The 24,614-nt window shown below is 56.3% G+C and carries 20 protein-coding genes; 9 read left to right on the forward strand and 11 right to left on the reverse strand.

The annotated features are described in order from the left end of the window. Window positions 1-16: 16 nt before the first annotated feature. The 3 genes from K6R05_RS01025 (at window position 17) to ilvA (ending at window position 4,409) form a co-directional block, all read left to right on the forward strand. Window positions 17-946, forward strand: a complete 930-nt coding sequence (locus K6R05_RS01025) for a branched-chain amino acid transaminase (RefSeq protein WP_161736407.1) — start codon at window positions 17-19, stop codon at window positions 944-946. A gap of 62 nt (window positions 947-1,008) precedes the next feature. Then, a complete protein-coding gene (gene ilvD, locus K6R05_RS01030; RefSeq protein WP_095706524.1) occupies window positions 1,009-2,859 on the forward strand; it encodes a dihydroxy-acid dehydratase in 1,851 nt (616 codons plus the stop codon). Between the two features lie 2 nt (window positions 2,860-2,861). Further along, window positions 2,862-4,409 (forward strand): threonine ammonia-lyase, biosynthetic, encoded by a 1,548-nt coding sequence (ilvA, locus tag K6R05_RS01035; RefSeq protein WP_222924850.1) that lies wholly within the window; start codon window positions 2,862-2,864, stop codon window positions 4,407-4,409. Here the strand turns inward: ilvA and ilvY are convergent, their stop codons facing one another. Continuing rightward, the gene (gene ilvY, locus K6R05_RS01040; RefSeq protein WP_150015864.1) at window positions 4,410-5,291 is read right to left on the reverse strand and encodes an HTH-type transcriptional activator IlvY; all 882 of its coding nucleotides are present in this window, start codon (window positions 5,289-5,291) and stop codon (window positions 4,410-4,412) included. 162 nt (window positions 5,292-5,453) lie between these two features. On the opposite strand from ilvY, the gene ilvC reads away from it, so the two are divergent. Then, on the forward strand, window positions 5,454-6,929 hold the full coding sequence (gene ilvC / locus K6R05_RS01045) for a ketol-acid reductoisomerase (RefSeq protein ID WP_161736405.1): 1,476 nt from the start codon (window positions 5,454-5,456) through the stop codon (window positions 6,927-6,929). Between the two features lie 587 nt (window positions 6,930-7,516). On the opposite strand, the gene K6R05_RS01050 is transcribed toward ilvC, so the two are convergent. From K6R05_RS01050 to K6R05_RS01060, 3 genes are all read right to left on the reverse strand, one after another. Next, entirely contained in the window at window positions 7,517-8,848 is a 1,332-nt protein-coding gene (locus K6R05_RS01050; RefSeq protein WP_161736404.1) for an MFS transporter, read from the reverse strand. 272 nt (window positions 8,849-9,120) lie between these two features. Then, on the reverse strand, window positions 9,121-10,140 hold the full coding sequence (yhjD, locus tag K6R05_RS01055; protein WP_033784266.1) for an inner membrane protein YhjD: 1,020 nt from the start codon (window positions 10,138-10,140) through the stop codon (window positions 9,121-9,123). Window positions 10,141-10,185: 45 nt separating this feature from the next. Then, window positions 10,186-11,085: a LysR family transcriptional regulator gene (locus K6R05_RS01060; protein WP_222924851.1), complete on the reverse strand. Its 900-nt coding sequence runs from the start codon at window positions 11,083-11,085 to the stop codon at window positions 10,186-10,188. 115 nt (window positions 11,086-11,200) lie between these two features. Between K6R05_RS01060 and K6R05_RS01065 the strand changes: the two genes are divergently transcribed. After that, on the forward strand, window positions 11,201-11,959 hold the full coding sequence (locus tag K6R05_RS01065) for an SDR family NAD(P)-dependent oxidoreductase (protein ID WP_161736401.1): 759 nt from the start codon (window positions 11,201-11,203) through the stop codon (window positions 11,957-11,959). Window positions 11,960-11,998: 39 nt separating this feature from the next. Here K6R05_RS01065 and K6R05_RS01070 read toward each other — a convergent pair whose 3' ends face one another. After that, window positions 11,999-12,844 carry a PhzF family phenazine biosynthesis protein gene (locus tag K6R05_RS01070; protein WP_161736400.1) on the reverse strand — a complete coding sequence of 282 codons (846 nt, stop codon included), beginning with the start codon at window positions 12,842-12,844 and terminating at the stop codon, window positions 11,999-12,001. Between the two features lie 106 nt (window positions 12,845-12,950). On the opposite strand from K6R05_RS01070, the gene K6R05_RS01075 reads away from it, so the two are divergent. Then, entirely contained in the window at window positions 12,951-13,574 is a 624-nt protein-coding gene (locus K6R05_RS01075; protein ID WP_161736399.1) for a glutathione S-transferase family protein, read from the forward strand. Here the strand turns inward: K6R05_RS01075 and K6R05_RS01080 are convergent. Continuing rightward, window positions 13,541-15,028, reverse strand: a complete 1,488-nt coding sequence (locus K6R05_RS01080) for an aminotransferase-like domain-containing protein (protein WP_161736398.1) — start codon at window positions 15,026-15,028, stop codon at window positions 13,541-13,543. The two genes, K6R05_RS01075 and K6R05_RS01080, sit on opposite strands and share 34 nt — an antisense overlap. A gap of 134 nt (window positions 15,029-15,162) precedes the next feature. Between K6R05_RS01080 and K6R05_RS01085 the strand changes: the two genes are divergently transcribed. Beyond that, window positions 15,163-15,750 carry a LysE family translocator gene (locus tag K6R05_RS01085; protein WP_161736397.1) on the forward strand — a complete coding sequence of 196 codons (588 nt, stop codon included), beginning with the start codon at window positions 15,163-15,165 and terminating at the stop codon, window positions 15,748-15,750. Here K6R05_RS01085 and K6R05_RS01090 read toward each other — a convergent pair. The 4 genes from K6R05_RS01090 to K6R05_RS01105 form a co-directional block, all read right to left on the reverse strand. Further along, window positions 15,747-18,131 (reverse strand): phosphoketolase family protein, encoded by a 2,385-nt coding sequence (locus K6R05_RS01090; RefSeq protein WP_222924852.1) that lies wholly within the window; start codon window positions 18,129-18,131, stop codon window positions 15,747-15,749. The two genes, K6R05_RS01085 and K6R05_RS01090, sit on opposite strands and share 4 nt — an antisense overlap. Window positions 18,132-18,609: 478 nt before the next feature. Next, window positions 18,610-18,951: a hypothetical protein gene (locus K6R05_RS01095; RefSeq protein WP_222924853.1), complete on the reverse strand. Its 342-nt coding sequence runs from the start codon at window positions 18,949-18,951 to the stop codon at window positions 18,610-18,612. Window positions 18,952-19,321: 370 nt separating this feature from the next. Next, a complete protein-coding gene (mqo, locus tag K6R05_RS01100) occupies window positions 19,322-20,938 on the reverse strand; it encodes a malate dehydrogenase (quinone) (RefSeq protein ID WP_222924854.1) in 1,617 nt (538 codons plus the stop codon). A 510-nt stretch (window positions 20,939-21,448) separates the two neighbouring features. Continuing rightward, complete coding sequence (locus tag K6R05_RS01105) at window positions 21,449-21,904, reverse strand: carboxymuconolactone decarboxylase family protein (protein ID WP_161736895.1); 456 nt, start codon at window positions 21,902-21,904, stop codon at window positions 21,449-21,451. 57 nt (window positions 21,905-21,961) lie between these two features. Between K6R05_RS01105 and pdxR the strand changes: the two genes are divergently transcribed. Then, entirely contained in the window at window positions 21,962-23,398 is a 1,437-nt protein-coding gene (gene pdxR / locus K6R05_RS01110) for a MocR-like pyridoxine biosynthesis transcription factor PdxR (protein WP_222924855.1), read from the forward strand. Here pdxR and K6R05_RS01115 read toward each other — a convergent pair. Beyond that, window positions 23,388-23,630: a DUF1158 domain-containing protein gene (locus K6R05_RS01115; RefSeq protein WP_161736897.1), complete on the reverse strand. Its 243-nt coding sequence runs from the start codon at window positions 23,628-23,630 to the stop codon at window positions 23,388-23,390. The genes pdxR and K6R05_RS01115 overlap by 11 nt on opposite strands. A gap of 316 nt (window positions 23,631-23,946) precedes the next feature. On the opposite strand from K6R05_RS01115, the gene mntP reads away from it, so the two are divergent. After that, the gene (gene mntP, locus K6R05_RS01120) at window positions 23,947-24,522 is read left to right on the forward strand and encodes a manganese efflux pump MntP (RefSeq protein ID WP_222924856.1); all 576 of its coding nucleotides are present in this window, start codon (window positions 23,947-23,949) and stop codon (window positions 24,520-24,522) included. Window positions 24,523-24,614: the final 92 nt, after the last annotated feature.

Consider the following 24,614-nt stretch of genomic DNA (forward strand, 5'->3'; position numbering starts at 1 on the left):
GCGAGAGGGAATAACAATGAGCACGAAGAAAGCAGACTTTATTTGGTTCAATGGCGAGATGGTTAAGTGGGAAGAGGCGAAGGTCAGCGTCATGTCCCACGCCTTGCACTATGGTACGTCGGTATTTGAAGGCGTGCGCTGCTACGACTCTCACAAAGGACCGGTTGTGTTCCGTCATCGTGAACACATGCAACGTCTGCATGACTCCGCCAAAATCTATCGTTTCCCGATTAAAAGCAGCGTTGATGAGCTGATGGAAGCGTGCCGCGAAGTCATCCGCGTGAACAAACTGAAAAGTGCTTATATCCGTCCGCTGGCCTTTGTCGGCGATGTGGGCCTGGGCGTGAACCCGCCAGACGGCTTCACAACTGACGTGATCATTGCCGCCTTCCCGTGGGGCGCGTACCTGGGCGCTGAAGCGCTGGAGAATGGCATTGACGCGATGGTCTCTTCATGGAACCGCGTGGCGCCAAACACTCTGCCAACTGCTGCTAAAGCGGGTGGTAACTACCTCTCCTCACTGCTGGTGGGTAGCGAAGCCCGTCGTCATGGCTATCAGGAAGGCATTGCGCTGGATACCAATGGCCTGATCTCAGAAGGGGCAGGCGAAAACCTGTTTGAAGTTAAAGATGGTGTGCTCTATACCCCGCCATTTACCTCTTCGGCACTGCCGGGCATCACCCGCGATGCCATCATCACGCTGGCGCGTGATATGGGCATTGAAGTGCGTGAGCAGACTCTGTCGCGTGAATCTCTCTACCTGGCTGACGAAGTCTTTATGTCGGGCACCGCCGCAGAAATCACACCGGTGCGCAGCGTCGACCGCATTCAGGTGGGCGAAGGCAAGCGTGGTCCGGTGACTAAACGCATTCAGGAGGCCTTCTTTGGTCTCTTCACCGGCGAAACCGAAGACAAATGGGGCTGGTTAGATCCGGTTAACCCATAATCAGATACAGCGCGGGCGTCATCTGACGTCCGCGAGCTTATTCTTACTGGAGTAAATAGAGCATGCCTAAGTACCGTTCCGCCACTACCACCCACGGCCGCAACATGGCGGGTGCCCGTGCCTTATGGCGCGCGACAGGAATGACCGACGACGATTTCGGCAAGCCGATTATCGCTGTGGTTAACTCATTCACCCAATTTGTCCCTGGCCACGTTCACCTCCGCGACCTTGGTAAACTCGTCGCTGAGCAGATTGAAGCGGCGGGTGGTGTGGCTAAAGAGTTCAACACCATCGCGGTGGATGACGGTATTGCCATGGGTCATGGCGGCATGCTGTATTCACTGCCTTCGCGTGAGCTGATTGCTGACTCGGTCGAGTACATGGTTAATGCGCACTGCGCCGACGCCATGGTCTGCATCTCCAACTGTGACAAAATCACCCCAGGCATGCTGATGGCGTCTCTGCGCCTTAATATTCCGGTGATCTTCGTTTCAGGCGGCCCGATGGAAGCGGGTAAAACCAAGCTTTCTGATCAGATCATCAAGCTGGACCTGGTCGATGCGATGATTCAGGGTGCGAACCCGAACGTCAGCGATGCCGACAGCGATCAGATCGAACGCTCTGCCTGTCCGACCTGCGGCTCCTGCTCCGGCATGTTCACCGCCAACTCGATGAACTGCCTGACCGAAGCACTCGGCCTGTCGCAGCCTGGCAACGGTTCACTGCTGGCCACGCACGCTGATCGCAAAGAGCTGTTCATCAATGCCGGTAAGCGCATCGTCAGTCTCACCAAGCGCTACTACGAGCAGGATGACGTCAACATGCTGCCGCGCAACATCGCGAACAAGGCCGCCTTCGAGAACGCCATGATGCTGGATATCGCCATGGGCGGCTCCACCAACACCGTGCTGCACCTGCTGGCGGCGGCCCAGGAAGGCGACATCGACTTCAATATCTCCGACATCGATCGCCTGTCACGTAAAGTGCCTCAGCTTTGTAAAGTCGCGCCAAGTACCCCGAAATACCACATGGAAGATGTGCATCGCGCAGGTGGTGTTTTCGCCATTCTCGGCGAGCTGGATCGTGCCGGCCTGTTCGACAGCAGCGCCCGTAATATCCTGCAGCAGACCATGCGTGAAACGCTGGATCAGTACGACATCATGCTGACCAAAGATCAGGCGGTAAAAGATATGTTCCGCGCCGGTCCGGCGGGCATCCGTACCACCCAGGCATTCTCGCAGAACTGCCGCTGGGACACGCTGGATGATGACCGTGCCGAAGGCTGCATCCGCACCCGCGAAAACGCGTACTCGCAGGATGGCGGTCTGGCCGTGCTGTACGGCAACATCGCCGAAGATGGCTGTATCGTTAAAACAGCGGGCGTAGACAAAGAGATCCTGACCTTCACCGGCCCGGCCAAAGTCTATGAAAGCCAGGATGACGCGGTAGAAGCGATTCTGGGCGGCAAAGTCGTGGCAGGCGACGTAGTTGTCATCCGCTACGAAGGGCCAAAAGGCGGGCCGGGCATGCAGGAAATGCTCTATCCGACCACCTATCTGAAATCGATGGGTCTGGGTAAAAGTTGCGCTCTGATCACCGACGGTCGTTTCTCTGGTGGCACATCGGGCCTCTCTATCGGTCACGCTTCGCCTGAAGCGGCCAACGGCGGCACCATTGCGCTGGTCAAAGATGGCGACACCATTGAGATCGATATCCCGAACCGCGGCATCAAACTCGCTGTGCCGGATAACGAACTGCATGCCCGCCGTGAAGAGCAGCAGGCACGTGGCGATGCGGCATATACGCCGGTCAATCGTCAGCGTGAAGTCTCCTTTGCGCTGCGTGCTTACGCATTACTCGCGACCAGTGCTGACAAAGGCGCCGTTCGCGATAAGAGCAAGCTGGGAGGCTAAACATGGCCGAGTCTCAACCGCTACCCGACGCGCCTTGCGGCGCCGAGTATTTGCGTGCAGTGCTGCGTTCACCGGTGTATGAAGTGGCACAGGTGACGCCGCTGCAGGTTATGGAAAAAATTTCATCGCGTCTCGGCAACACCATTCTGGTAAAGCGGGAAGATCGTCAGCCGGTGCACAGTTTCAAGGTGCGCGGTGCCTACGCAATGATTGCCGGTCTGAGCGAAGAGCAGAAAGCGCGCGGCGTAGTGACGGCTTCGGCCGGTAACCATGCGCAGGGCGTGGCGCTCTCCGCGACGAAGCTGGGCATTAAGTCACTGATTGTGATGCCGCTGGCGACCGCAGACATCAAGGTTGATGCAGTGCGCGCATTTGGCGGTGAGACTTTTCTGTTTGGGGCCAACTTTGACGAGGCGAAAGCCAAAGCGATAGAGCTCGCTGAACAGCGCGGCTACACCTTCGTTCCGCCGTTTGACCATCCGGCTGTGATTGCCGGACAGGGCACGCTGGCGATGGAGCTGTTGCAGCAGGATGCGCACCTCGACCGGGTCTTTGTGCCGGTTGGTGGTGGCGGTCTGGCAGCGGGCGTCGCTGTATTGATCAAGCAGTTGATGCCGCAGATCAAAGTGATTGCGGTGGAGTCAGAAGATTCAGCCTGCCTGAAAGCGGCGCTGGACGCCGGTCATCCGGTCGATCTGCCACGCGTCGGGCTGTTTGCCGAAGGGGTGGCGGTTAAGCGGATTGGCAGCGAAACCTTCCGGCTCTGTCAGGCCTACATCGATGACATCATCACCGTCGACAGCGATGCCATTTGCGCTGCGATGAAAGATCTGTTCGAAGATGTTCGTGCCGTGGCGGAACCGTCTGGTGCGCTGGCGCTGGCGGGCATGAAGAAGTATATCCAGCAGCACGAGATCAAAGGCGAGCGGCTGGCGCATGTCTTGTCCGGTGCCAACGTCAACTTCCACGGCCTGCGTTACGTCTCCGAGCGTTGCGAGCTGGGCGAACAGCGTGAAGCGCTGCTGGCTGTAACGATCCCGGAACAGCAGGGCAGCTTCCTGCGTTTCTGTCAGACGCTGGGCGGACGTTCCATCACCGAGTTCAACTATCGTTACGCCGATGCGGACAAAGCCTGCATCTTTGTTGGTGTACGTCTGACCCGTGGCGTGGAAGAGCGCAGCGAAATCATCAGCGAACTTACGCGCGGCGGTTATCAGGTGGTCGATCTCTCAGATGATGAAATGGCGAAATTGCATGTGCGTTACATGGTGGGCGGACGTCCCTCCAAGCCGCTGCGTGAACGGCTCTTCAGCTTCGAATTCCCGGAGGCACCTGGCGCGTTGCTGAAGTTCCTGCAAACGCTGGGCACCCACTGGAATATCTCGCTGTTTCACTACCGTAGCCACGGCACCGATTATGGTCGTGTGCTGGCGGCTTTTGAGCTCGGCAGCGATGAACCGCGTTTTGAGGAGCATCTCACCGATCTGGGTTACGACTTTCACGACGAAAGCCAGAACCCGGCGTTCCGCTTCTTCCTGTCAGGCCACTGATTACAGCTGGCTCCAGAAAGCACTGATCAGCGGCTCTCCGAGCCGCTTTTTTTGCACGCAGATACCGAGTTCGAACGGCGCAACAGACTCCACATTCTCCAGCATCAGCACGCGGTTCCGCACCGGGTCCGGGCTGTTCTCCAGCACGACATCCGGCAACAGCGCAATACCGCAACCCAGCGCTACCATTGAGACTATCGCCTCATGCCCCGATACCGTGGCGTAAATCACCGGATTCGGGATGCGCTGGCGGCGGAACCAGAGATCGATACGCCGTCGTGCGGGTCCCTGCACCGGCAGGATAAACGGAATTTTTGACCAGTCGGGCTGCGGCTGGGTGGCCTGTGTGCGGACGGCACAGGGTAATGCAGGCGCAATCAGCACCAGCGGAATCAGCCCCAGTGGCATAAAATCAATGCTGGCGGGCAAAGTTTCAGGACGGCCGGCAATAGCCAGATCGGCATCGCCGGAGTGCACTTTTTCTACCGCATCCGCAGCATCACCGGTATCCAGTTTAATTTCGACCTGCGGATGTTCGGCACGAAAGCGGTCGAGGATCGGCGGCAGATGGCTGTAGGCCGCCGTTACCGAACAGAACAGGCGCAGTTCGCCGCTGAGTGACGGACCGTTAAGATCCATCACATGACGCAGTTGCTGATATTGCAACAGGGTCTGCTGGGCAAACTGACGCAGGCGTTCACCCGCTTCCGTCAGCGTCACGGTGCGGTTATCGCGCAGAAACAGCGCATGGCCGACATCGTCTTCAAGCCGCTGGATCTGGCGTGACAGCGTGGAAGGGCTGACGTGCATCGCACGCGCCGTGCGCCCGAAGTGGCAGCTTTCTGCCAGATGAAGAAACAGTTTCAGATCCCGTAAATCCATGTGCGCGTCGCCTCTGGGTGGTGTTGCATTTATTGCAATGTGACGTTGTTAATATATCAATTTAAGCAACAGAATTCCTGTCATATGATGGGGTCATTCGCGGCGTTGCATGACACGCCGTTCCTGAACAAAAAAAGCAAACACAACCTTACCGGAGTACCCATGGCTAACTATTTCAACACATTGAACCTGCGCAACCAGTTGGCGCAATTAGGCAAATGTCGTTTCATGGCGCGTGAAGAATTCGCGGATGGTGCCAGTTTCCTGAAAGGCAAAAAAGTCGTTATCGTTGGCTGTGGTGCGCAGGGCCTGAACCAGGGTCTGAACATGCGTGATTCAGGTCTGGATGTCGCCTATGCACTGCGTGCCGAAGCGATTGCTGAGAAACGCCCTTCATGGCGTAAAGCGACCGATAACGGTTTTAAAGTGGGTACTTACGAAGATCTGATCCCGCAGGCGGACCTGGTCGTTAACCTGACGCCAGACAAGCAGCACTCCGCAGTAGTTCAGGCTGTTCAGCCGCTGATGAAAGATGGCGCTGCGCTGGGTTACTCGCACGGTTTCAACATCGTTGAAGTGGGCGAAAGCATCCGTAAAGACATCACTGTTGTGATGGTGGCACCGAAGTGCCCGGGTACAGAAGTCCGTGAAGAGTATAAACGCGGCTTTGGTGTTCCGACGCTGATCGCGGTTCACCCGGAAAACGATCCAAAAGGTGAAGGCATGGCGATTGCCAAAGCCTGGGCAGCAGCGACCGGCGGCGATCGTGCTGGCGTGCTGGAATCTTCCTTCGTTGCAGAAGTGAAATCTGACCTGATGGGTGAGCAGACCATCCTGTGTGGCATGCTGCAGGCCGGTTCACTGCTCTGCTTCGATAAGCTGGTGGCTGAAGGTACGGATCCGGCTTACGCAGAAAAACTGATTCAGTTCGGCTGGGAAACCATCACCGAGTCACTGAAGTTTGGTGGCATCACCCTGATGATGGATCGTCTCTCTAACCCGGCGAAACTGCGCGCTTATGCGCTGTCAGAGCAGTTGAAAACCATCATGGCGCCGCTGTTCCAGAAGCATATGGATGACATCATCTCCGGCGAATTCTCTTCCGGCATGATGGCTGACTGGGCGAACGATGATAAAAACCTGCTGACCTGGCGTGAAGAGACCGGCCAGACCGCATTCGAAACTGCCTCACAGTATGAAGGCAAAATCGAAGAGCAGGAGTACTACGATAAAGGTGTTGTAATGGTTGCGATGGTGAAAGCGGGCGTTGAGCTGGCGTTTGAAACCATGGTAGATGCCGGCATCATCGAAGAGTCTGCTTACTACGAATCCCTGCATGAGCTGCCGTTGATCGCGAACACCATCGCCCGTAAGCGTCTGTATGAAATGAACGTGGTGATCTCTGATACCGCTGAATATGGTAACTACCTGTTCTCCTTCGCTGCGGTGCCGTTGCTGAAAGAGTTCATGACCACACTGCAGCCGGGCGATCTGGGTAAAGCGGTGGAAGGCACGCAGGTCGACAACGCACAGCTGCGTGACGTTAACGAAGCCGTTCGCCAGCACCCGATTGAAACCGTTGGCCGCAAACTGCGTGGCTACATGACCGACATGAAGCGTATCGCTGTCGCGGGCTAATAACCGTCATCACAGTTTTCAGCAAAACAAACCCCGGCTTGCCGGGGTTTTTTGTTTGGGAACACTACCTGAGAAGTTCGCTGGTGGAACGGTGCCTGCACTGCCTGCTTCGCTGTAAGACCGAGCCTGCACGGGCAATACGGTCAGATCGGAAAGACGCAAAACCCGCCATCCCTGGCATGCTCTGCCCGCGCCATCCATGGCGCGGGACGCTTTCCTCCTCTGACCATATTGCCAGCGCCCTGAGCTATTTTATTGTTGGAAGAGTTATCACAGCCCACGTTTGTAACTTTGAGCACAATTCAGATTTTCTAAACAGACAGCCAACATGGTTAAAGCGATGGGAGCATACGCCTGTAGCAAAGCATAGCGGGCCAGGGACGGCCCGCGCTGAGCCCGCCATGGATGGCGTCTTTTGCGTCTTTGCGAAAGGCGTATGCTCCCTGAGCCTATTGCATGACCACAAGGCTATGCTTTTAAACTCCTCAGTGTCGAAGTATGTTCCCTAAGCTGCCTTAGATTTATTGAACCCAGCCCATAAAAAAACCCGGCGGCTGCCGGGTTTCACTGATCTTCATCTAACAGGATTAAACGTCATACAACGTCTGGTGACGCGTCTCTTTACAGGCCAGCAACGCGATCAGCGTCAGCACCGCCATCGATGCCAGATACAGCCCCACCGCCTGCAGACCATAATTGGCATTCAGCCAGGTCGCGATGTAAGGCGCAACAGAGGCTCCCAGAATCGAGGAGAGATTATAGGAGAACGAGGCGCCGGTATAACGCACTTCGGTCGGGAACAGCTCCGGCAGCAGCGCGCCCATCGGGCCAAACGTCAGCCCCATAATGCTCAGACCCAGCAGCAGAAACGCCATCACCAGCGCCTGTGAACCGGAACCCAGCATCGTTGGGAACAGGAACGAAAACGCGATAATCATCAGCGTAATGGTAATCATCGTCTTGCGACGACCAAAACGGTCGGCCAGCAAACCGGCAATCGGCACCATCACACCAAAACCAATCACCGCCAGCATCAGCATCCACAACATACTGTTACGCGGAATGCCCAGACCTGCTGGTGATGGTGTGGTGCCATAGCTCATCGAATAGACGGTCATGATATAGAACAGCGTATAGGTCGCCAGCATGATAAAAGTGCCGAGAATCGTGGCGGTCAGATGCTTGCTCAGCAGCGCCGCAATCGGCACCCGAACCTGCTTCTTCTCTTTCTGCACTTTGGCAAACACCGGACTCTCATGCAGCGACACGCGCACATACAGGCCAATCAGCACCAGCACGGCGGAGAGAATAAACGGCACGCGCCAGCCCCACTGCATAAACTGCTCGTCGGTCAGCAGCCAGGAGAGCAGCAGAAAAGTCCCGTTAGCGAAGAAAAAGCCAATCGGTGCACCCAGCTGAGGGAATGAACCATAGAGCGCACGCTTCTTCGCCGGGGCATTTTCCGTCGCCAGCAGCGCCGCGCCGCCCCATTCACCGCCCAGTCCCAGCCCCTGACCAAAACGCGCCAGCGCCAGCAGCAGCGGTGCCATCACGCCAATCGTCTCATAGCCTGGCAGCAGCCCAATGACCACCGTAGAGATCCCCATAGTCAGCAGCGAGGCAACCAGCGTGGCTTTACGCCCGACGCGATCGCCAAAGTGACCAAATACGGCGGAGCCAATCGGACGTGCGATAAAGGCGATAGCAAAAGTGGCCAGCGACTGTAGCGTGGCGACCGTGGCATCACCCTGCGGGAAGAAAATGTGCGGAAAAACAATCACTGCCGCAGTGGCATAAATATAAAAGTCGAAGAACTCGATGGCGGTACCGACCAGCGAGGCAATCACCACTTTACTGCGTGAGTTAACCGGTGTGGGATCCTGCTGTTTGTCGAGTGTGTCTGTGAGGGAGGCTTGCATAACTGTTTCTTATTTGTAAATACAGACAAAGAATCTTACGCATCTGCCAGAGCGCATTCAATGATGAAAACCCGCGCCGCGTCTGGCTTCAGAGGGCAAAAAGAGGATAATTTCTGTGGTGTGACGAATGCCGGGTGATACCGGGGTAAACCGGACGATATCTGGCGGGATACTCTAAGAAAGGGCTAAATAAAAGTGACCCCTCAGCTATTCATCCTGTTATCGGGTGAAAAAATAGCCGGGGGGTGACATTTTCCGCTGTTGTTAACGAATTACGATGCTTTGCGGCGGGATGCGCTGCCCGCTTCCGGCATCTGCGGGTCATCTTTATATTTGGCTGTGGCGATCCACGCTGCACAGAACAGCGTCAGGCGGGCGAAGAAATAGAAGAACGCCATCAGGCCAAGCACAGAACCAAAGGCTGCACCAGAAGGTGAGGTTGCCAGCTTCGGCAGCGTCAGCGTCATCACAAACTTAATCACCTCAAAGCCGATTGCCGCCAGCAGGGTGCCGCGGAACAGCGCTTTCTTGCGCGGCTTATGACGCGGCAAAATCCAGAAAATCCAGAGGAACAACAGGTAGTTTGCCAGAACGGAAATGGACGTGGCGATAATGGTCAGGGCAGGGCGTAACCACTCAATGCCATCCAGCCCCAGCGCACTCACGATGGTCGCCTGAGCAGAACCGGCTACCGAGGTCAGCGACAGCGTAATCACCAGCGCCAGCATCAGACCCGTCAATGACAGGAAGTCGCGAATATAACGTTTCCAGATCTTCTCTTTGTCATCCGGTTTGCGTTCCCAGACGTCGCGCGACTGGGCGCGGATCGCTTCACGCAGATTACCCATCCAGTTAAGGCCGGAGTAGAGCGCCAGCAGTAAACCAGTGATACCCACGGTGGCACGCTGCTGAATGGCGGTGTTCACCGTATTCTTCAGCGTGGTAGCCAGCGTCGGGTCACTGATGCTGCTGACGATTTTGTTGATGATATCGGTCAGCAGATCCTGATTCGATGCCAGCACAAAACCCACGGCGGCGAACGAGACCATCAGAATGGGGATCAGTGATAAAAACGAGAAATAAGTAATAGCCGCGCCAAACTGGCTGCCGAGCCGGTCATTAAAGCGGTCCAGAGCGCGAATAAAATGCGCCACCGCCGGAATAGACTGGAACCAGGTGGCGAAGCGTGACACGCGAACAATCGACTCATCCACGGTGTGATTGCCGGTTTTAATATCGATAAGCGGCTTTTCTGGCTGCATATCCTGCGGGTTTTCCTGCTTGTCTGTCATAGACCTTCACTGTCCTGTTTATCATTAAAATCAAAGTATAGCCGCTCAGGTGACGTACTCCTGTAACACCTGAGTCAGCCACTCCATAAATACCCTTACGCGGCGTGCCACATTGCGCCGGTGCGGATAGAGCAGATGGATCGGCATCGGTCTGGCGGGAAAGCGATGCAGCACTTCCACCAGCTCGCCCCTTTCCAGTAATGACTGAATCCCGGCGGCGGGCACCTGAATAATCCCCAGCCCTGCCAGGCAGGCGGCGCGATAAGTTTCCGTACTGTTCACCGTCACCACGCCACCGGTATGAACGTAATGGCACTGCCTGCCATCGAAATATTCAAAGCCGGGTGAGGCCTGGCCGAGCTGCTGGCTGTAATGCACCATCGCATGCTGCGACAGCTCTTCCAGCCGGATTGGCATGCCGAAACGCGAAAGGTAGCCAGGGCTGGCGCAGTTGATCAAGGTATGAGTACCAATTTTTCGCGCAATCAGACCTGAATCCTTCAGCTCACCGACCCGGATGACGCAGTCAAATCCTTCACGGATCACATCCACCTGACGGTCGCTGCTGCTCAGCTCAATTTCCACGCCCGGGTAGTGTTGCAGAAATTCCGGCAGCCTTGGCAGGATAAAACCGGTGGCCATCGCCACTGACATGTCGACCCGGAGTTTACCGCTGAGCGAGGCGGGCTCGTGCTGAAACAGGCTGTCCATATCGTCAATCATCGACAACAGATCCAGACAGCGGTCGTAATAGACCAGGCCATCCTGGGTTAGTTGCACCCGGCGCGTGGTGCGATGCAGCAAACGTGTTGCCATTTGATTCTCCAGCGCCTGAATCTGCCGCGATACGCTGCCTTTGGGGACGCCTAAACTCTCTGCCGCGCGGGTAAAACTGCCCATTTCGGCCACCCGCACAAACACCTGCATTGCGTGAATTTTGTCCATGTTGTTCACCGATTGTTGTTTTTATTGAAACAGTGATGCGCATTTAACCCTGTTTATAGATCAATAATTCGCGAATATCCTTAAACCGTGTTCAATTTTTCAACAGGTGTGAGCGATGAATCAGAAAGTAGCGTTAATTACCGGTGGAAACCGTGGTTTAGGCCGGAATGGAGCCTTAAAACTGGCTGCGAGAGGCACAGATATCATTCTGACGTACCGCAGCCATGCCGATGAGGCGCAGGCGGTTGTAAAGGAAATTGAAGCACTGGGACGACGCGCCGTGGCGCTGGCGCTGGATGTCGGCGACACCGGGCAGTTTGATCGCTTTGTTGGCGAAGTGAAAGAGGTATTGCAGCTGCAGTGGCAACGAGAGCGCTTTGACTATTTAGTGAACAACGCCGGGCACGGACATTACAAGCCGTTTACCGACACCACCGAAGCGGAATTTGATGCGCTGGTGAATGTGCATTTCAAAGGGCCTTACTTCCTGACCCAGAAGCTATTGCCGCTGATTAACGACGGGGGGCGCATCCTGAATATCTCCAGCGGTCTGACCCGTCTGGTTTATCCGGGCTCCGCAACCTATGCGTCGATGAAAGGGGCGATGGAAGTCCTGACGCGCTATCAGGCGAAAGAGCTGGGTGAACGCCGCATTCGCGTCAATATTCTGGCACCAGGCGCAATAGAGACTGACTTTGGCGGAGGACGGGTACGCGATACCCGCGAGATTAACGACCAGATTGCCGGGCTGACGGCGCTGGGTCGGGTCGGACTGCCGGATGATATCGGCGACGCTATCAGCGCGATCCTTAGCGATGAAACGGGCTGGATCACCGCGCAGCGCATTGAAGCGTCAGGCGGGCAGGGGATTTAACCCCGGGCGGCGTCGCGAAAAACACGACGCCGCCGCATTTTACAGCGTAATGGTGCCGTCGATGACGGTCACGGTATTGCCGCTAATCCAGATGGTCTCACCGGCAAAGGTCACATTCACCCGACCAGCACGCTGCAGGGCCGTGCCCTGGCGAACGCGATAGGGGGTGGTTTGCCCCGCCGCGGCAAAGTAGCGCGCCAGACAGGCGTTGGCACTGCCGGTGACCGGATCTTCGGTCAGACTGCCATTCTCTACCAGCAGGCCGCGCACTTCATACTGCTCAGGCTCGTCCGCAGGCAGACGACCAAAGGGCATGATGCCCGAGACACCCGCATGCTGAATCAGTCGCTGCAATTCACTGACATCGGGCTGCAGCGCCAGTACCGCTTCAGCGCTAATCATCGGAATGAGCAGCCAGCGAATCCCCATGTCCACTATCGTCGGACTTTGCGTCAGATCGAACGCATCGCAGTTTAAGGCGTTACTCATCCGCGCATCCTGCCAGGGCATCAGCGTGGCAGCCGGCGCGGCAAAGGCCAGGTCCGCGTCACCTATCTTCACCGTCACGTTACCGACGCCGCACTCCTGCACGATTTCACCCGGTGTGCGGGTTGGCCAGCCCGCCTCCAGCAGCGCATGGGCGGTGCCCAGCGTCGGATGACCGGCAAACGGCAGTTCCCCTTCAACGGTAAAAATACGCACCCGATAGTCCGCCTCTTCGTGCTGTGGCGGAAGGACAAAGGTGGTTTCCGACAGGTTTGTCCAGCGGGCAATCGCCGCCAGCTGGCTGTCGCTTAACCCCTGAGCATCCATGATCACCGCCAGCGGATTGCCGTTAAAGGCTGATGAGGTAAACACATCGACTTGCTTAAACGCGACCTTCATTGTGACTCCTTACTGTGGCTTTAGTGTGGCCTTTTCTCTGCCGGATGATTGCTTATAACAGCTAACAGCGTTATCAATAAGTTAAAGATTTTATCGGAGACTGTGAATGCTGACGATCCTGGGACGCGCCTCCTCAATCAACGTGCGCAAAGTATTATGGCTGTGTGACGAGCTGGAACTCGATTACCAGCGCGAAGAGTGGGGCGATGGCTTCCGTTCAACGCACCTGCCCGAATTCATGGCACTCAACCCGAATGCGATGGTGCCGGTGCTGAAAGATGGTGACTTTGTGATGTGGGAATCCAACGCCATTCTGCGCTATCTGTCGAACGCCTATGGCGGTGAATGGCTTTATCCTCTGCATCCGCAGACGCGTGCACCTGTCGATCAGTGGATGGACTGGCAATCCACCGAACTCAACACCTCATGGCGTTACGCCTTTATGTCGCTGGTGCGAAACTCACCGGCCCACCAGGACCCGCGACTGTTGGCTGCGGCCAGCAAAGGCTGGGCGCACACTATGAGCATTCTCAATCAGCAGCTGGAAAAAACCGGGCGCTACGTCGCCGGACGCAATTTTACCCTGGCAGACATTCCGATTGGCCTGGCGGTAAACCGCTGGTTTGAAACCCCGCTCGATCATCCCGACTATCCGGCGGTGCGCACCTATTACGAGCGCCTGACTGAACGTCGCGGCTATACCGTCTGGGGCCGCAACGGTACACCCTGAGCCTGGCCGCACGACACGCCTGCCAGTTCACAGGCGAGTTCACCTGCGCGCTGAATCGCCCGGGTATAGCGCGCATCAAACGGATAGCAGCAGGAGAGACGCAGCGCATGGTTGTAGCGCTCACTCAGCGAATAGAGCGCGCCAGGCGTGACGCAAATCTGCTCCTGCAGCAGTCGATCAAACATCTCTGTGGTATTCACGCCGCCCGGTAACTCAACCCAGAAAACAAATCCACCGCGTGGCAGCGTCGCGCGGGTTCCCACCGGGAAGTAACGGGCGATCAGACCGCGCGCCTCATCCAGATTGGCCGCGTAGCGACGGCGTAGCGTGCGCAGATGATGGTCATAACCGCCGGACGCAAGAAACTCCGCCAGCGTTTCCGAGAGCAGGGCGGATTCGGCCATCGACGACACTGCTTTCAGTCGGGCAATCGCATCATGAAAACGACCTGCGGCGGTCCAGCCAAGTCGGAAATCGGGTGCCACGGTTTTGGTGAAGCTGGTGCAGTAGATCACCCAGCCATCGCGATCAAAGGCTTTCACGGCGGGTGAGAGCGGCCAGTCGAACTGCAACTCGTCATAAAGCCCATCTTCAATCAGCGGAACGTGGTAAGTATTCACTAACTTAGCCAGCCGCTTCTTATTCTCCAGCGACATGCCGCAGCCCAGCGGGTTCTGCACGCTGGGCATCGCAATCAGTGCCTTAATACGCTGCTCCTGAAGCAGCATCTCCAGCGCATCCAGCGACAGGCCATGCTGCGGATCGGTAGGGATTTCCAGCGCCTTCAGGCCCAGCGACGCCAGCAGGGGGAAGAGGAAAAAGTAGGTCGGCGACTCCAGCCCAACGCAGTCGCCGGGCTGCGTCACCGCCCGCAGCGCCAGTTGTAAAGCCTCCATGCAACCATGGGTCAGGGTGATCTCATCGGCGGTGAGCGTTTGCCCGGCGTGCAGCGCCCGTCGCGCAATCTCCTCCCGTAAGCGCTCACTACCGGGTGGAAGTGCATAGCGCCCGATGATGTTGGGATGACGGCGCAGCAGTGAGGCGGTAATCCGGGCGATGCGCGCCGCCGGAAACAGCTCGCTGTCCTGCGGGCAGGCCAGGGAAATATTGGTGTAGTCGGGATGATTCTGCGCTGCAAACACCTTATCGATCAGGTCGAGCTTACCGCTGCTGGGGTCGCGTACCCGGGCTTTATGCTGACCGTGACGGGTTACAGCCGGCAACACGCCGCGCACGTAGTAGCCCGACTGCGGCCGCGCCTCAATCAGCCCGCGATCTTCCAGCATCTGCCAGGCATTCAGCACCGTATTGACGCTGACCTGGTGTGACTGCGCGACACGGCGGATCGCCGGCAGGCGTTTACCGGGTTTCAGCGTGCCCTGATGGATGGCCTCAGCGAAGCTGTCTGCGAGCTGCTGATAGAGCGGCTGATTGGAAGCAGGAGTAAGGGACACAGAAGCCTCCGGCGTGGATGGGTACAATTGCTGTTAACGGGAACTGTAACCATTACAATAGTGATTTTGTGTCACTGTTACCATCTCTTTCTCCGCCGTAGCATAGAACGCTGTCCACTTTCAGGAGAGCCACGATGCTCGATCCCTCTTTCTTCAGTTACGTTACCGTGATGTCGATTACCCCAGGCCCGAACAATCTGTTGCTGGCGACATCCGGGGTCAATTTTGGCATGCGGCGGACCCTGCCGATGGTGTTTGGCATTCTGGTGGGCTGCGCGGTACAGACAGTGATTGCCGGGATGGCATTGGAGGTGTTGCTGCACTGGATGGCGGCGATTCGCCTGCCGCTGACGCTGGCAGGCTGTACCTATCTGATGTGGTTATCCTGGAAAATTTTTCGCGCCGGTGCACCGGAAGCGCGAACCCGGGCACAGCCGATGACGCTGGTGGGCGGTGCCTGCTTCCAGGCCATCAACCCCAAAGCCTGGCTGATGGCCACCAACGTCGCGCTGCTTTACAGCGGCAGTAGCGGTGTGCTGACGGTGATGATCGCCTTTATGCTGCTCAATCTGCCCTGCATCCTGATCTGGGCTGCGCTGGGCGATCGCCTGCGCAGCCATCTGCAGATTGCCTGGAAGCGTCAGCTGTTTAACAGCCTGATGGCGCTGTCACTGGTGGCGACGACCGTCTGGATGCTGACCGACGCGCTGCTGGCCGCTTAATCAGGTGCACCGGGTGCGGTGGCCGACGGCCATTTCCAGTTCTGCACCTCCGGCAAATCTTCGCCATGTTCACGGACATAGCGATGATGCTCCGCCAGACGCTGCTGTAAATCCTCCAGCAGTTCCGGATGTGTATCGGCCAGTCCCGGCACGCGCAGAATCGCCTCCTGCGCGAGATGATAGCGGTCAAGCTCGTTCAGCACCGTCATATCAAATGGCGTGGTGGTGGTTCCCTCTTCATTGAAGCCGCGCACATGGAAGTTGCGGTGATTGGTACGGGAATAGGTCAGGCGATGGATCAGCGTCGGATAGCCGTGGAAGGCAAAGATCACCGGTTTGTCCTGGGTAAACAGCGCATCGAACTCCGCATCAGATTTGCCATGCGGATGCTGCTCTTCCGGCTGTAGCGCCAGCAGGTCGACTACATTCACCACGCGGATGCGCAGTTCGGGCAGCATCTCGCGCAGCAGATCGACCGCCGCCATCGTTTCCATAGTTGGGACATCACCGGCACAGGCCATCACCACATCCGGCTGTTCATTCTCCGGCGTAGTGCCCGCCCAGCGCCACTCACCCATACCCGCTTCACAATGTGTCACGGCGCTGGCCATATCCAGCCACTGCGGCGCAGGCTGTTTACCCGCCACAATCACATTGATCCGGTCCCAGGTGCGCAGGCAGTGATCGCCAACCCACAGCAGCGTATTGGCATCGGGCGGCAGGTAGATGCGCACGATGTCCGCTTTCTTGTTAGCGACGTGATCGATAAAGCCCGGATCCTGATGGCTGTAGCCATTGTGGTCCTGCCGCCAGACATGGGACGAGAGCAGATAGTTCAGCGACGAGATCGGTTTACGCCAGCCCAGTTTGCGCGAGACTTTCAGCCACTTGGCGTGCTGGTTAAACATCGAATCGACGATGTGAATAAAAGCCTCATAGCAGTTGAACAGTCCGTGGCGGCCGGTCAGCAGATAGCCTTCCAGCCAGCCCTGACACTGATGCTCACTGAGAATTTCCATCACCCGGCCATCCCGCGCCAGCTGCTCATCATAAGGCTCGGTTCGTTCCAGCCAGGTGCGGCTGGTCACGTCGAAGACGGGTGTCAGGCGGTTAGAGGCGGTTTCATCCGGGCCAAACAGGCGGAAATTATCGCGGTTACGCTGGAACAGCACGCTGAGATAGCGGCCCAGATGCTCGGTGGCCTGCGCCATCTCCGTACCTGGCTCGCTGACATCGCAGGCAAACTCTGCGATCCCGGGCGTATCCAGCTCACGACGCAGCAGGCCGCCATTGGCATACGGTGAAGCGCCCATGCGCTTATCGCCCTCTGGTGCCAGCGCCTGCAGTTCCGGCTTCAGGCGACCCTGCTCATCAAACAGGTCGTCAGGCTGATAGCTGCGCATCCACGTCTCAAGGATCTGGCGATGACCGTCATCTTCACGACAGGCCGCGACCGGCACCTGATGCGCCCGCCAGAAATCCTCAACTTTCTTGCCGTCGACCGTTTTTGGGCCGGTCCAGCCTTTGGGGCTGCGCAGAATAATCATCGGCCAGCGCGGCACGTCAGTGCTGGCGTTGCCGCTGCGCGCCTCTCGCTGATACTGAGCGATCTTACTGAAGGCGTTATCCAGTGCCTCCGCCATCAGCGGATGCATTTTTTCCGGTTCATGTCCGCAGACAAATATCGGCTCATAGCCGTAGCCACTGAACAGCTGGTGCAGGTCTTCGTCGCTGCTGCGACCCAGCAGCGTCGGGTTGGCAATCTTATAGCCATTCAGATGCAGAATCGGCAGCACCGCACCGTCACGTTCAGGGTTGAGGAATTTGATGCCGTGCCAGCTTGAGGCCAGCGGCCCGGTCTCGGCTTCACCGTCGCCAATCACGCATGGCACCACCAGATCGGGATTATCGAAAGCGGCACCAAAGGCATGGGAGAGCGAATAGCCCAGCTCACCGCCTTCATTAATCGAGCCGGGCGTTTCTGGCGCGGCGTGGCTGGGAATGCCGCCCGGAAAAGAAAACTGCTTAAACAGGCGCTGCATGCCCGCCGCATCCTGAGAGATGTGCGGATAAATCTCGCTGTAGCTGCCCTCCAGCCAGGTATTTGCCACCATGCCAGGGCCGCCGTGTCCTGGCCCGCAGATGTAGATCATATTCAGGTTCTGTTTGCGGATAACACGGTTGAGATGAGCGTAGATAAAATTCAGCCCTGGCGTGGTGCCCCAGTGGCCCAGCAGACGCGGTTTGATGTGCTCCGGTTTGAGCGGTTCGCGTAACAGTGGGTTATCCATCAGGTAAATCTGTCCGACGGAGAGGTAGTTCGCTGCCCGCCAGTAGCGGTCGAGCAGGGTAAATTCGGGTGACGCAGGGGAGTAAGACATGCGGGTTCCTCCTGATCGTGCAGCTAAAAGATGCCTTAACCCTAATAGAGAATGCCCGAATCGACCAGGTAACCGGCCAATAAAAAAGGCCCCGCAACCGGATTGACCCTTAAAGCTGCTCACCCAGCAGAGTCATCTTTGAACCTATCTCTTAAAATAGCGAACCGACAAGCCTGAAAATGAAAGGCCTGAGTCCGGTTGAATATCGAACCCAGGCCCTGAAAGCGCCTTAATATAAACTGTCCAGCTTTAAAGCGTTAATCGATTAAGTAAGATTTTTAAAAGGTGATATTTTAATTCTGCAAACAGCGATTTTATTTACCATATAGCTTGTAATTTATCAGTCCTGTTAATACTCCGGTTATCACTATTTTGATTAAGTCTTTTATCGTTGGTAAACCATCAATAAAATAGACCATTAAAAATAATGCTAAAATGATGAGCAGCGTATCTAAAAAAACTCTCTGTACCGGTTTCATTACCACCAGCAGGTTAGTCCGTAAGTGAAAGCCGCGCCTGTCGCATCCGTAGCTGCTCCGACAATCCATCCTGGCACCAGTCCGATGCCAGGAACGATTACGGCACCGCTCATTGAGCCCGGCACGCCGGAGGCTATTGCAAATTGAAACATATCTGTAGTTAAATCTTTTACATTACATTGGTTAAACTTCGCAGTCATAACCTGAGCAATCTCCAGATTAACATCGAATCTGTAAGATTCGGCTCCGACACCAGAGACATATTTTACTTCTAAAATATTTAATCCTTTTATGAAAATCCTTTTTAAATAATGAGCCTGGAGAAAATAACAAAATGACATATTCCTTAATGTGACGCAGAGCTCATATTTTTATCGTAATTTTACGATTATCAGACAGGAGGATTTATATCATTGGGCGTCACACTATTCATATCACAGACAGGAATCTGTCCGGGTAATATTATTCAGGGATACAGTATCTGCACGCTGGATTCGGCGTATTTATACCGTAATCAGTTTAAATGAATTGATGACGTGAAGCGGGCGATCTACGAATAGGTTCATGATGAAATAACGCGCGGATAAGCCTGAAACGGAAAGGCCTGGGTCCGGTTAGGTACCGGACCCAGGCCCTGAAAGCGGCTTAATATAAACTGCCCGGTTTGCTGGGGCAATTCAGATGCAAAGCCTTCTGTTCTTCAGTGGCACATTACTTGCCGACGACGAAGGCGGTTTCCCGTCCTTCATCGTTGGCCGCCATCGGGGTGACCGGCGAGTAATCGAGATGCAGAATGCGGCTGGTTTCAGCTAACACTTTCTCTGTCAGCGCCACGTCGCCGTTCAGTTTGCGACCCCAGGAAGGGATCACCGCGCGGATTTTGTTCTGCCATTCCGGCGAAGCCATCTGCTCAGGACAGACCTTGTGCAGCAGCTCCAGCATGATCGGTGCCGCCGTAGACGCACCTGGCGAGGCACCCAGCAGCGCTGAAATCGTGCCATCCTGTGAAGCGACCACTTCGGTGCCCAGACGCAACACGGCGCCCTCTTTTTCATCTTTCTTGATGATCTGCACACGCTGACCGGCAGTGACTAACTGCCAGTCCTCCTGCTTCGCCTGCGGCACATAGGCGCGCAGCGCGTCCATCCGGTCGCGATCGCTTTGCAGCACCTGATCCATCAGGTATTTCACCAGATCAAAACTTTTCAGCCCCACTTTCACCATTGGCAGCATATTGCTGCTGTTCAGCGAAGTGAACATATCCATCAGCGAACCCTGCTTCAGGAACTTAGTCGAGAAGGTGGCGAATGGGCCAAACAGCAGCACCTGCTTGCCATCCAGCACGCGGGTGTCGACATGCGGCACAGACATCGGCGGCGCACCGACGCTGGCTTTACCGTAGACCTTGGCCATGTGCTGCGCGACGACCTGCGGATTTTCTGTGACCAGGAACGAACCGCCCACCGGGAAACCGGCATAGCCGTTGGCTTCCGGGATACCCGCCTTCTGGAGAAGCGGTAACGCCGCGCCGCCCGCACCGATAAAGATTTTACCTGCCGTCAGTGTGCGACGCGTGCCGCTGTTCAGACACTGCAGCGTCACCTGCCAGCGACCGTCGGCGAGCTGCTTCAGCTCACGCACTTCCTGACGCAGACGCAGCTGGAAATTCGCTTTCTTCTCTAACGAGGCAATCAGCTGACGGGTGATTTCACCGAAGTTCACGTCGGTGCCCATCTCCGTCCAGGTCGCGGCCACTTTCTGACTGCGGTCACGGCCATTCATCACCAGCGGGATCCAGCGGGCAATCTGCTGCGGATCTTCGGAGTAGGCCATGCCACGGAACAGGGTGCTCTTCTGCAGCGCCTTAAAGCGCTTGCGCAGGAAGTCGACATTGTCGTCACCCCAGACAAAGCTCATGTGCGGCGTGCTGTGAATAAAGCTTTCAGGGTTGCGCAGGTTGCCTTTCTGGACCTGATAAGCCCAGAACTGGCGGGAAATCTGGAACGATTCGTTGATCGTCACCGCTTTGGAGATGTCGATGCTGCCATCCGCCTGCTGAGGCGTATAGTTCAGCTCTGCCAGCGCCGCATGACCGGTGCCCGCGTTATTCCAGCCGTTGGACGACTCTTCGGCCACGCTATCCAGCCGCTCCACCATTTCGATGGACCAGTCCGGCTCTAAATCCTGCAGCCACGCGCCGAGGGTGGCGCTCATCACACCTGCGCCAATCAGCAGCACGTCAACGTCTTTGCGCTCCGGCGCGGTAGTAGTGGTGTCCTTTGCCATGGCACTCATCGCGAGCGCAAGGTTTACAGCTGAATTGCTCATGAGGCGACATCTCCTCTTCTGTTGACCTGAAGCCCAACAGTTTCGCAGGCGAAATAGTCACGCTTCTTTCGAGCGCGTTGCGCTATTTCTCTAAGGTTAAGTCTCAGGTATAGGGTTAAGCGGTGATAACGCGTTAACTGAACGTTATGCTTAGTCATCCGAATATAACATTCTCGCATCTGAATTAAACATTTGTTTATTTTTTAAATGCAGAAATGATTCAGCATAAGAATTAATCATCAGGGGCGGTGGCGTATTAGCGGTTTTTTAGAGATAAGTCAGTGAGTTAACTGAAAGTGTATGTTGCGAGAAAGCCCCATGCTGGTGCAGGGCCGGAATGGATATGAACCGTGCGGAATTATTTAATTCGCTGAAATTTAGCGATTTATTATGCAGTAAGGAATAACGGGAATCGGGTGATGAGAGCCTGAAAAGCTGCTCGTGTAAAAATAATGTTACATTTTTGTGAGTCTGAAAATACGCGCGCACCGGCGCACGCATCGGATTCACTTATGACTGATTCGCGCTGGCAGGCAGCTTTTTCAGACTTATCGCCATGCGGTTATAGGTGTTCATCAGGCCAATTGCGATGTTCAGATCGACAATACTTTTCTCGCTAAATTGCTCTTTTAATGTGGCATAGCAGGCATCCGGCGCGCCCTGCTGAGCAATCAGCGTCAGGCATTCAGCCCAGTGCAGGGCCGCCTTCTCTTTATCACTGAACAGCGTGCCGGATTCCTGCCAGACCGAGGTCAATACAATCTTATCCCAACTCATGCCTGATTTATTCAGCGCTTTGGTATGTAAATCAATGCAGTAGGCGCAGCCGTTAATCTGCGATATGCGCAGGAACAGCAGTTCCAGTAAAGTGAGCGGCAGATCGGTTTGCGCCAGATAACTGTATACGCCGCCCAGCGCTTTCATGCCTGCCGGTGCTGCACTGTGGAAATCGATACGTTCGCTCATCTTGTTGCCTCCTGGGATTGATGAGGCGATTTTCGGCCTTTCAATGGAGCAGATAAAGTGCCAAAAAATGAGAGTCTGACTGGTCCATCGCTGCTTTCCACGCTGACACTCCAGCGCGGTACGTCACGTGGCCTCAGCGAACAGCTACGCCAGCTGATTGAACAGGCGATTGGAGAAGGGCGCTTACAGCCCGGTGCGCGTCTGCCCTCCTGTCGCGATCTGGCGGTGCAGCTCGGCGTGGCGCGCGGCACGGTACGTGCCAGCTATGACATGCTGGTCGATGGTCAGTTTCTGCAGGCCAGAGGTGCGGCGGGTACCTTCGTCAGCCCATTACCGCCGTTGAAACCGGTCAGCGTCGATGCTGAACGCCAGCTGCTGGAGGGTGCAGAGGGGTATGAAGCGCCACCGCTGATCTTCCAGATGGGCATTCCTGCCAGCGATGCATTCCCGGCCAAAGTCTGGCTGCGCATTCTGCAGCGTCAGACGCGCATGCAGGTCAGCAGACCGGCCAGCTATCCCGATCCACGCGGCAGCTTAGCGTTGCGGCAGGCGCTGGTGGCCTACCTTGCGGTGGCACGCGGCCTGCGCTGTCAGACGGACCAGATTATTATTACCAGCGGCTATGCGGGCGCGATGGGCCTGATTGGCCTTGCGATGGATTTTCAGGGCAAAACGGCCTGGCTGGAAGATCCCGGATTCTGGGTGGCGCGTCGCGCGGTTGACGCGCTGCGCGTTACGCCGGTTGCCGTGCCGGTTGATGCCGAAGGGTTGCAGGTGGAGGCCGGGATGGCCCGCGCGCCGGATGCCGCTTTTGCGCTGGTGACACCAGGACAGCAGGCACCGCTTGGCATGACCATGAGTCTGGCACGCCGCCATGCATTGCTGAGCTGGGCCAGTCGCGAGCAGCGCTGGATTATCGAAGATGACTATCTCGGCGAGCTTCAGCCCGGTAATCGCGCGGCTCCGGCACTGGCCGCGCTCGACAGCGAGGGACGCGTATTGCACATCGGTACCTTCAGTAAGACGCTGACGCCGCACCTGCGGCTCGGTTTTATCGTGGTTCCGACGGCGCTGACGGCCCGCTTCGGCGAGGTGTGCGCATTACTTGCGCCAGCCTCTTCGGGATTGCTGCACAATGCGGTAGCGGAGTTTCTGCGGGAAGGTCACTTTATGCGGCATCTGCGGCGCATGAAGCGCGTCTATCAGGAGCGGCTGGAGCAGATGATCGCGGCGCTCCATCCTCACTTTCCCGATCTGCAACGTGCCGGGCTGGCGGTGATTGTCCGCTTACCCGCCGGTACGCCGGATGAGGTGATTGCCCAGCAGGCAGCAGAGTGGGGCATGGCGCCGTCGCCGCTGTCGATCTGGTATCAGCAGGCGGATCAGCGCGGGGCAGGCCTGCTGCTGGGGGCGGCACATCTGCCACGTGAAGGTTATGCGCGCAGTGCCGAACGGCTAAAAGCGCTGGTCGATGCGCAGGCGGTCAGCTCCTGAACCAGCGACGCCAGACAAAGCGGATCACAAAAAACTCCAGTGCGCCCAGCAGCAAAAACCAGACGCAAAACACCACCGTGTAGAGCTGATTCAGATCCTGCAGATGAAACATCTGCAACAGGTGCTGCGCCACCGTCACGCTAAAGGCGGGTGCGGGCAGCAGCAGCGCCGAGAGAAAGCCCAGCAGCAAAATGCCACCTGGCACGATCAACGTCTCAAAAGGGTTATTCATAACCGGTTTCCCATATTTATCAGCCCGGCATTTTCAGGTAATCGGCGACAGGGTTCAATGGTGGCGTGCGCCAAAGCGCCATCCCGCAGCCCGAACCGGCCAGGTCAGACCGAAGAAAATGCTTTGCCACCATCGACTTAGCGGCATTCATAGCGAATGATAAGAGTTATAGCCTTTGCTATACTTAAATCCCTGATTTTACTGTCTTTTTATCTTCAGGTTTGCATGGTAGACTGCGCCCACTTTTTCATAACTGAACACTTTGTGTGGTGAATTCAGCGTGAATTGCCGCTTTTTCGCCCCAGGTGAATAAATCATGACCTTTATTGCTACTTTAATTCTTGCGCTGGGTATGTCGATGGACGCGTTTGCCGCTGCGCTGGGCAAAGGTGCCACACTGCATCGTCCTGGTTTTAAAGAAGCGCTGCGTACCGGTCTGATCTTTGGCACCATTGAAGCGCTGACTCCACTGATTGGCTGGGCGCTTGGCCTGGCCGCCAGCCGTTATATCATGGCATGGGATCACTGGGTTGCCTTCAGCCTGCTGGCGTTTCTCGGTGGCCGTATGATGATGGAAGGTTTCCGTAAGACGGCCGTCACCGAACCCTGCGAAGCCCCGCAAAGCCACGGCTTTATGGTACTGGCAACTACCGCCGTCGCGACCAGCCTCGATGCGCTGGCTGTCGGTGTCGGACTGGCTTTCCTGCAGGTGAATATCATTACCACCGCGCTGACCATTGGTGCCGCCACCACGGTGATGGCGACCACAGGCGTATTAGTCGGTCGCTTTATCGGTCCGGTGCTGGGAAAATGGGCGGAAGTGCTGGGTGGCGTGGTCTTAATCGCCGTAGGCTCCACCATTCTGTTGCAGCATCTCGGCTACACCGCCTAGTGCTTTTGCACATAAAAGCGGCATTTTTGTGATCTGGTTCAAATTTATTTGCTGTTAAAACGCACAGGCGCTATACTTTTTCAGTATATCTT

It is taken from the genome of Pantoea alfalfae (genome assembly GCF_019880205.1).
In the GTDB taxonomy this organism is placed as follows: Bacteria; Pseudomonadota; Gammaproteobacteria; order Enterobacterales; family Enterobacteriaceae; genus Pantoea; species Pantoea alfalfae.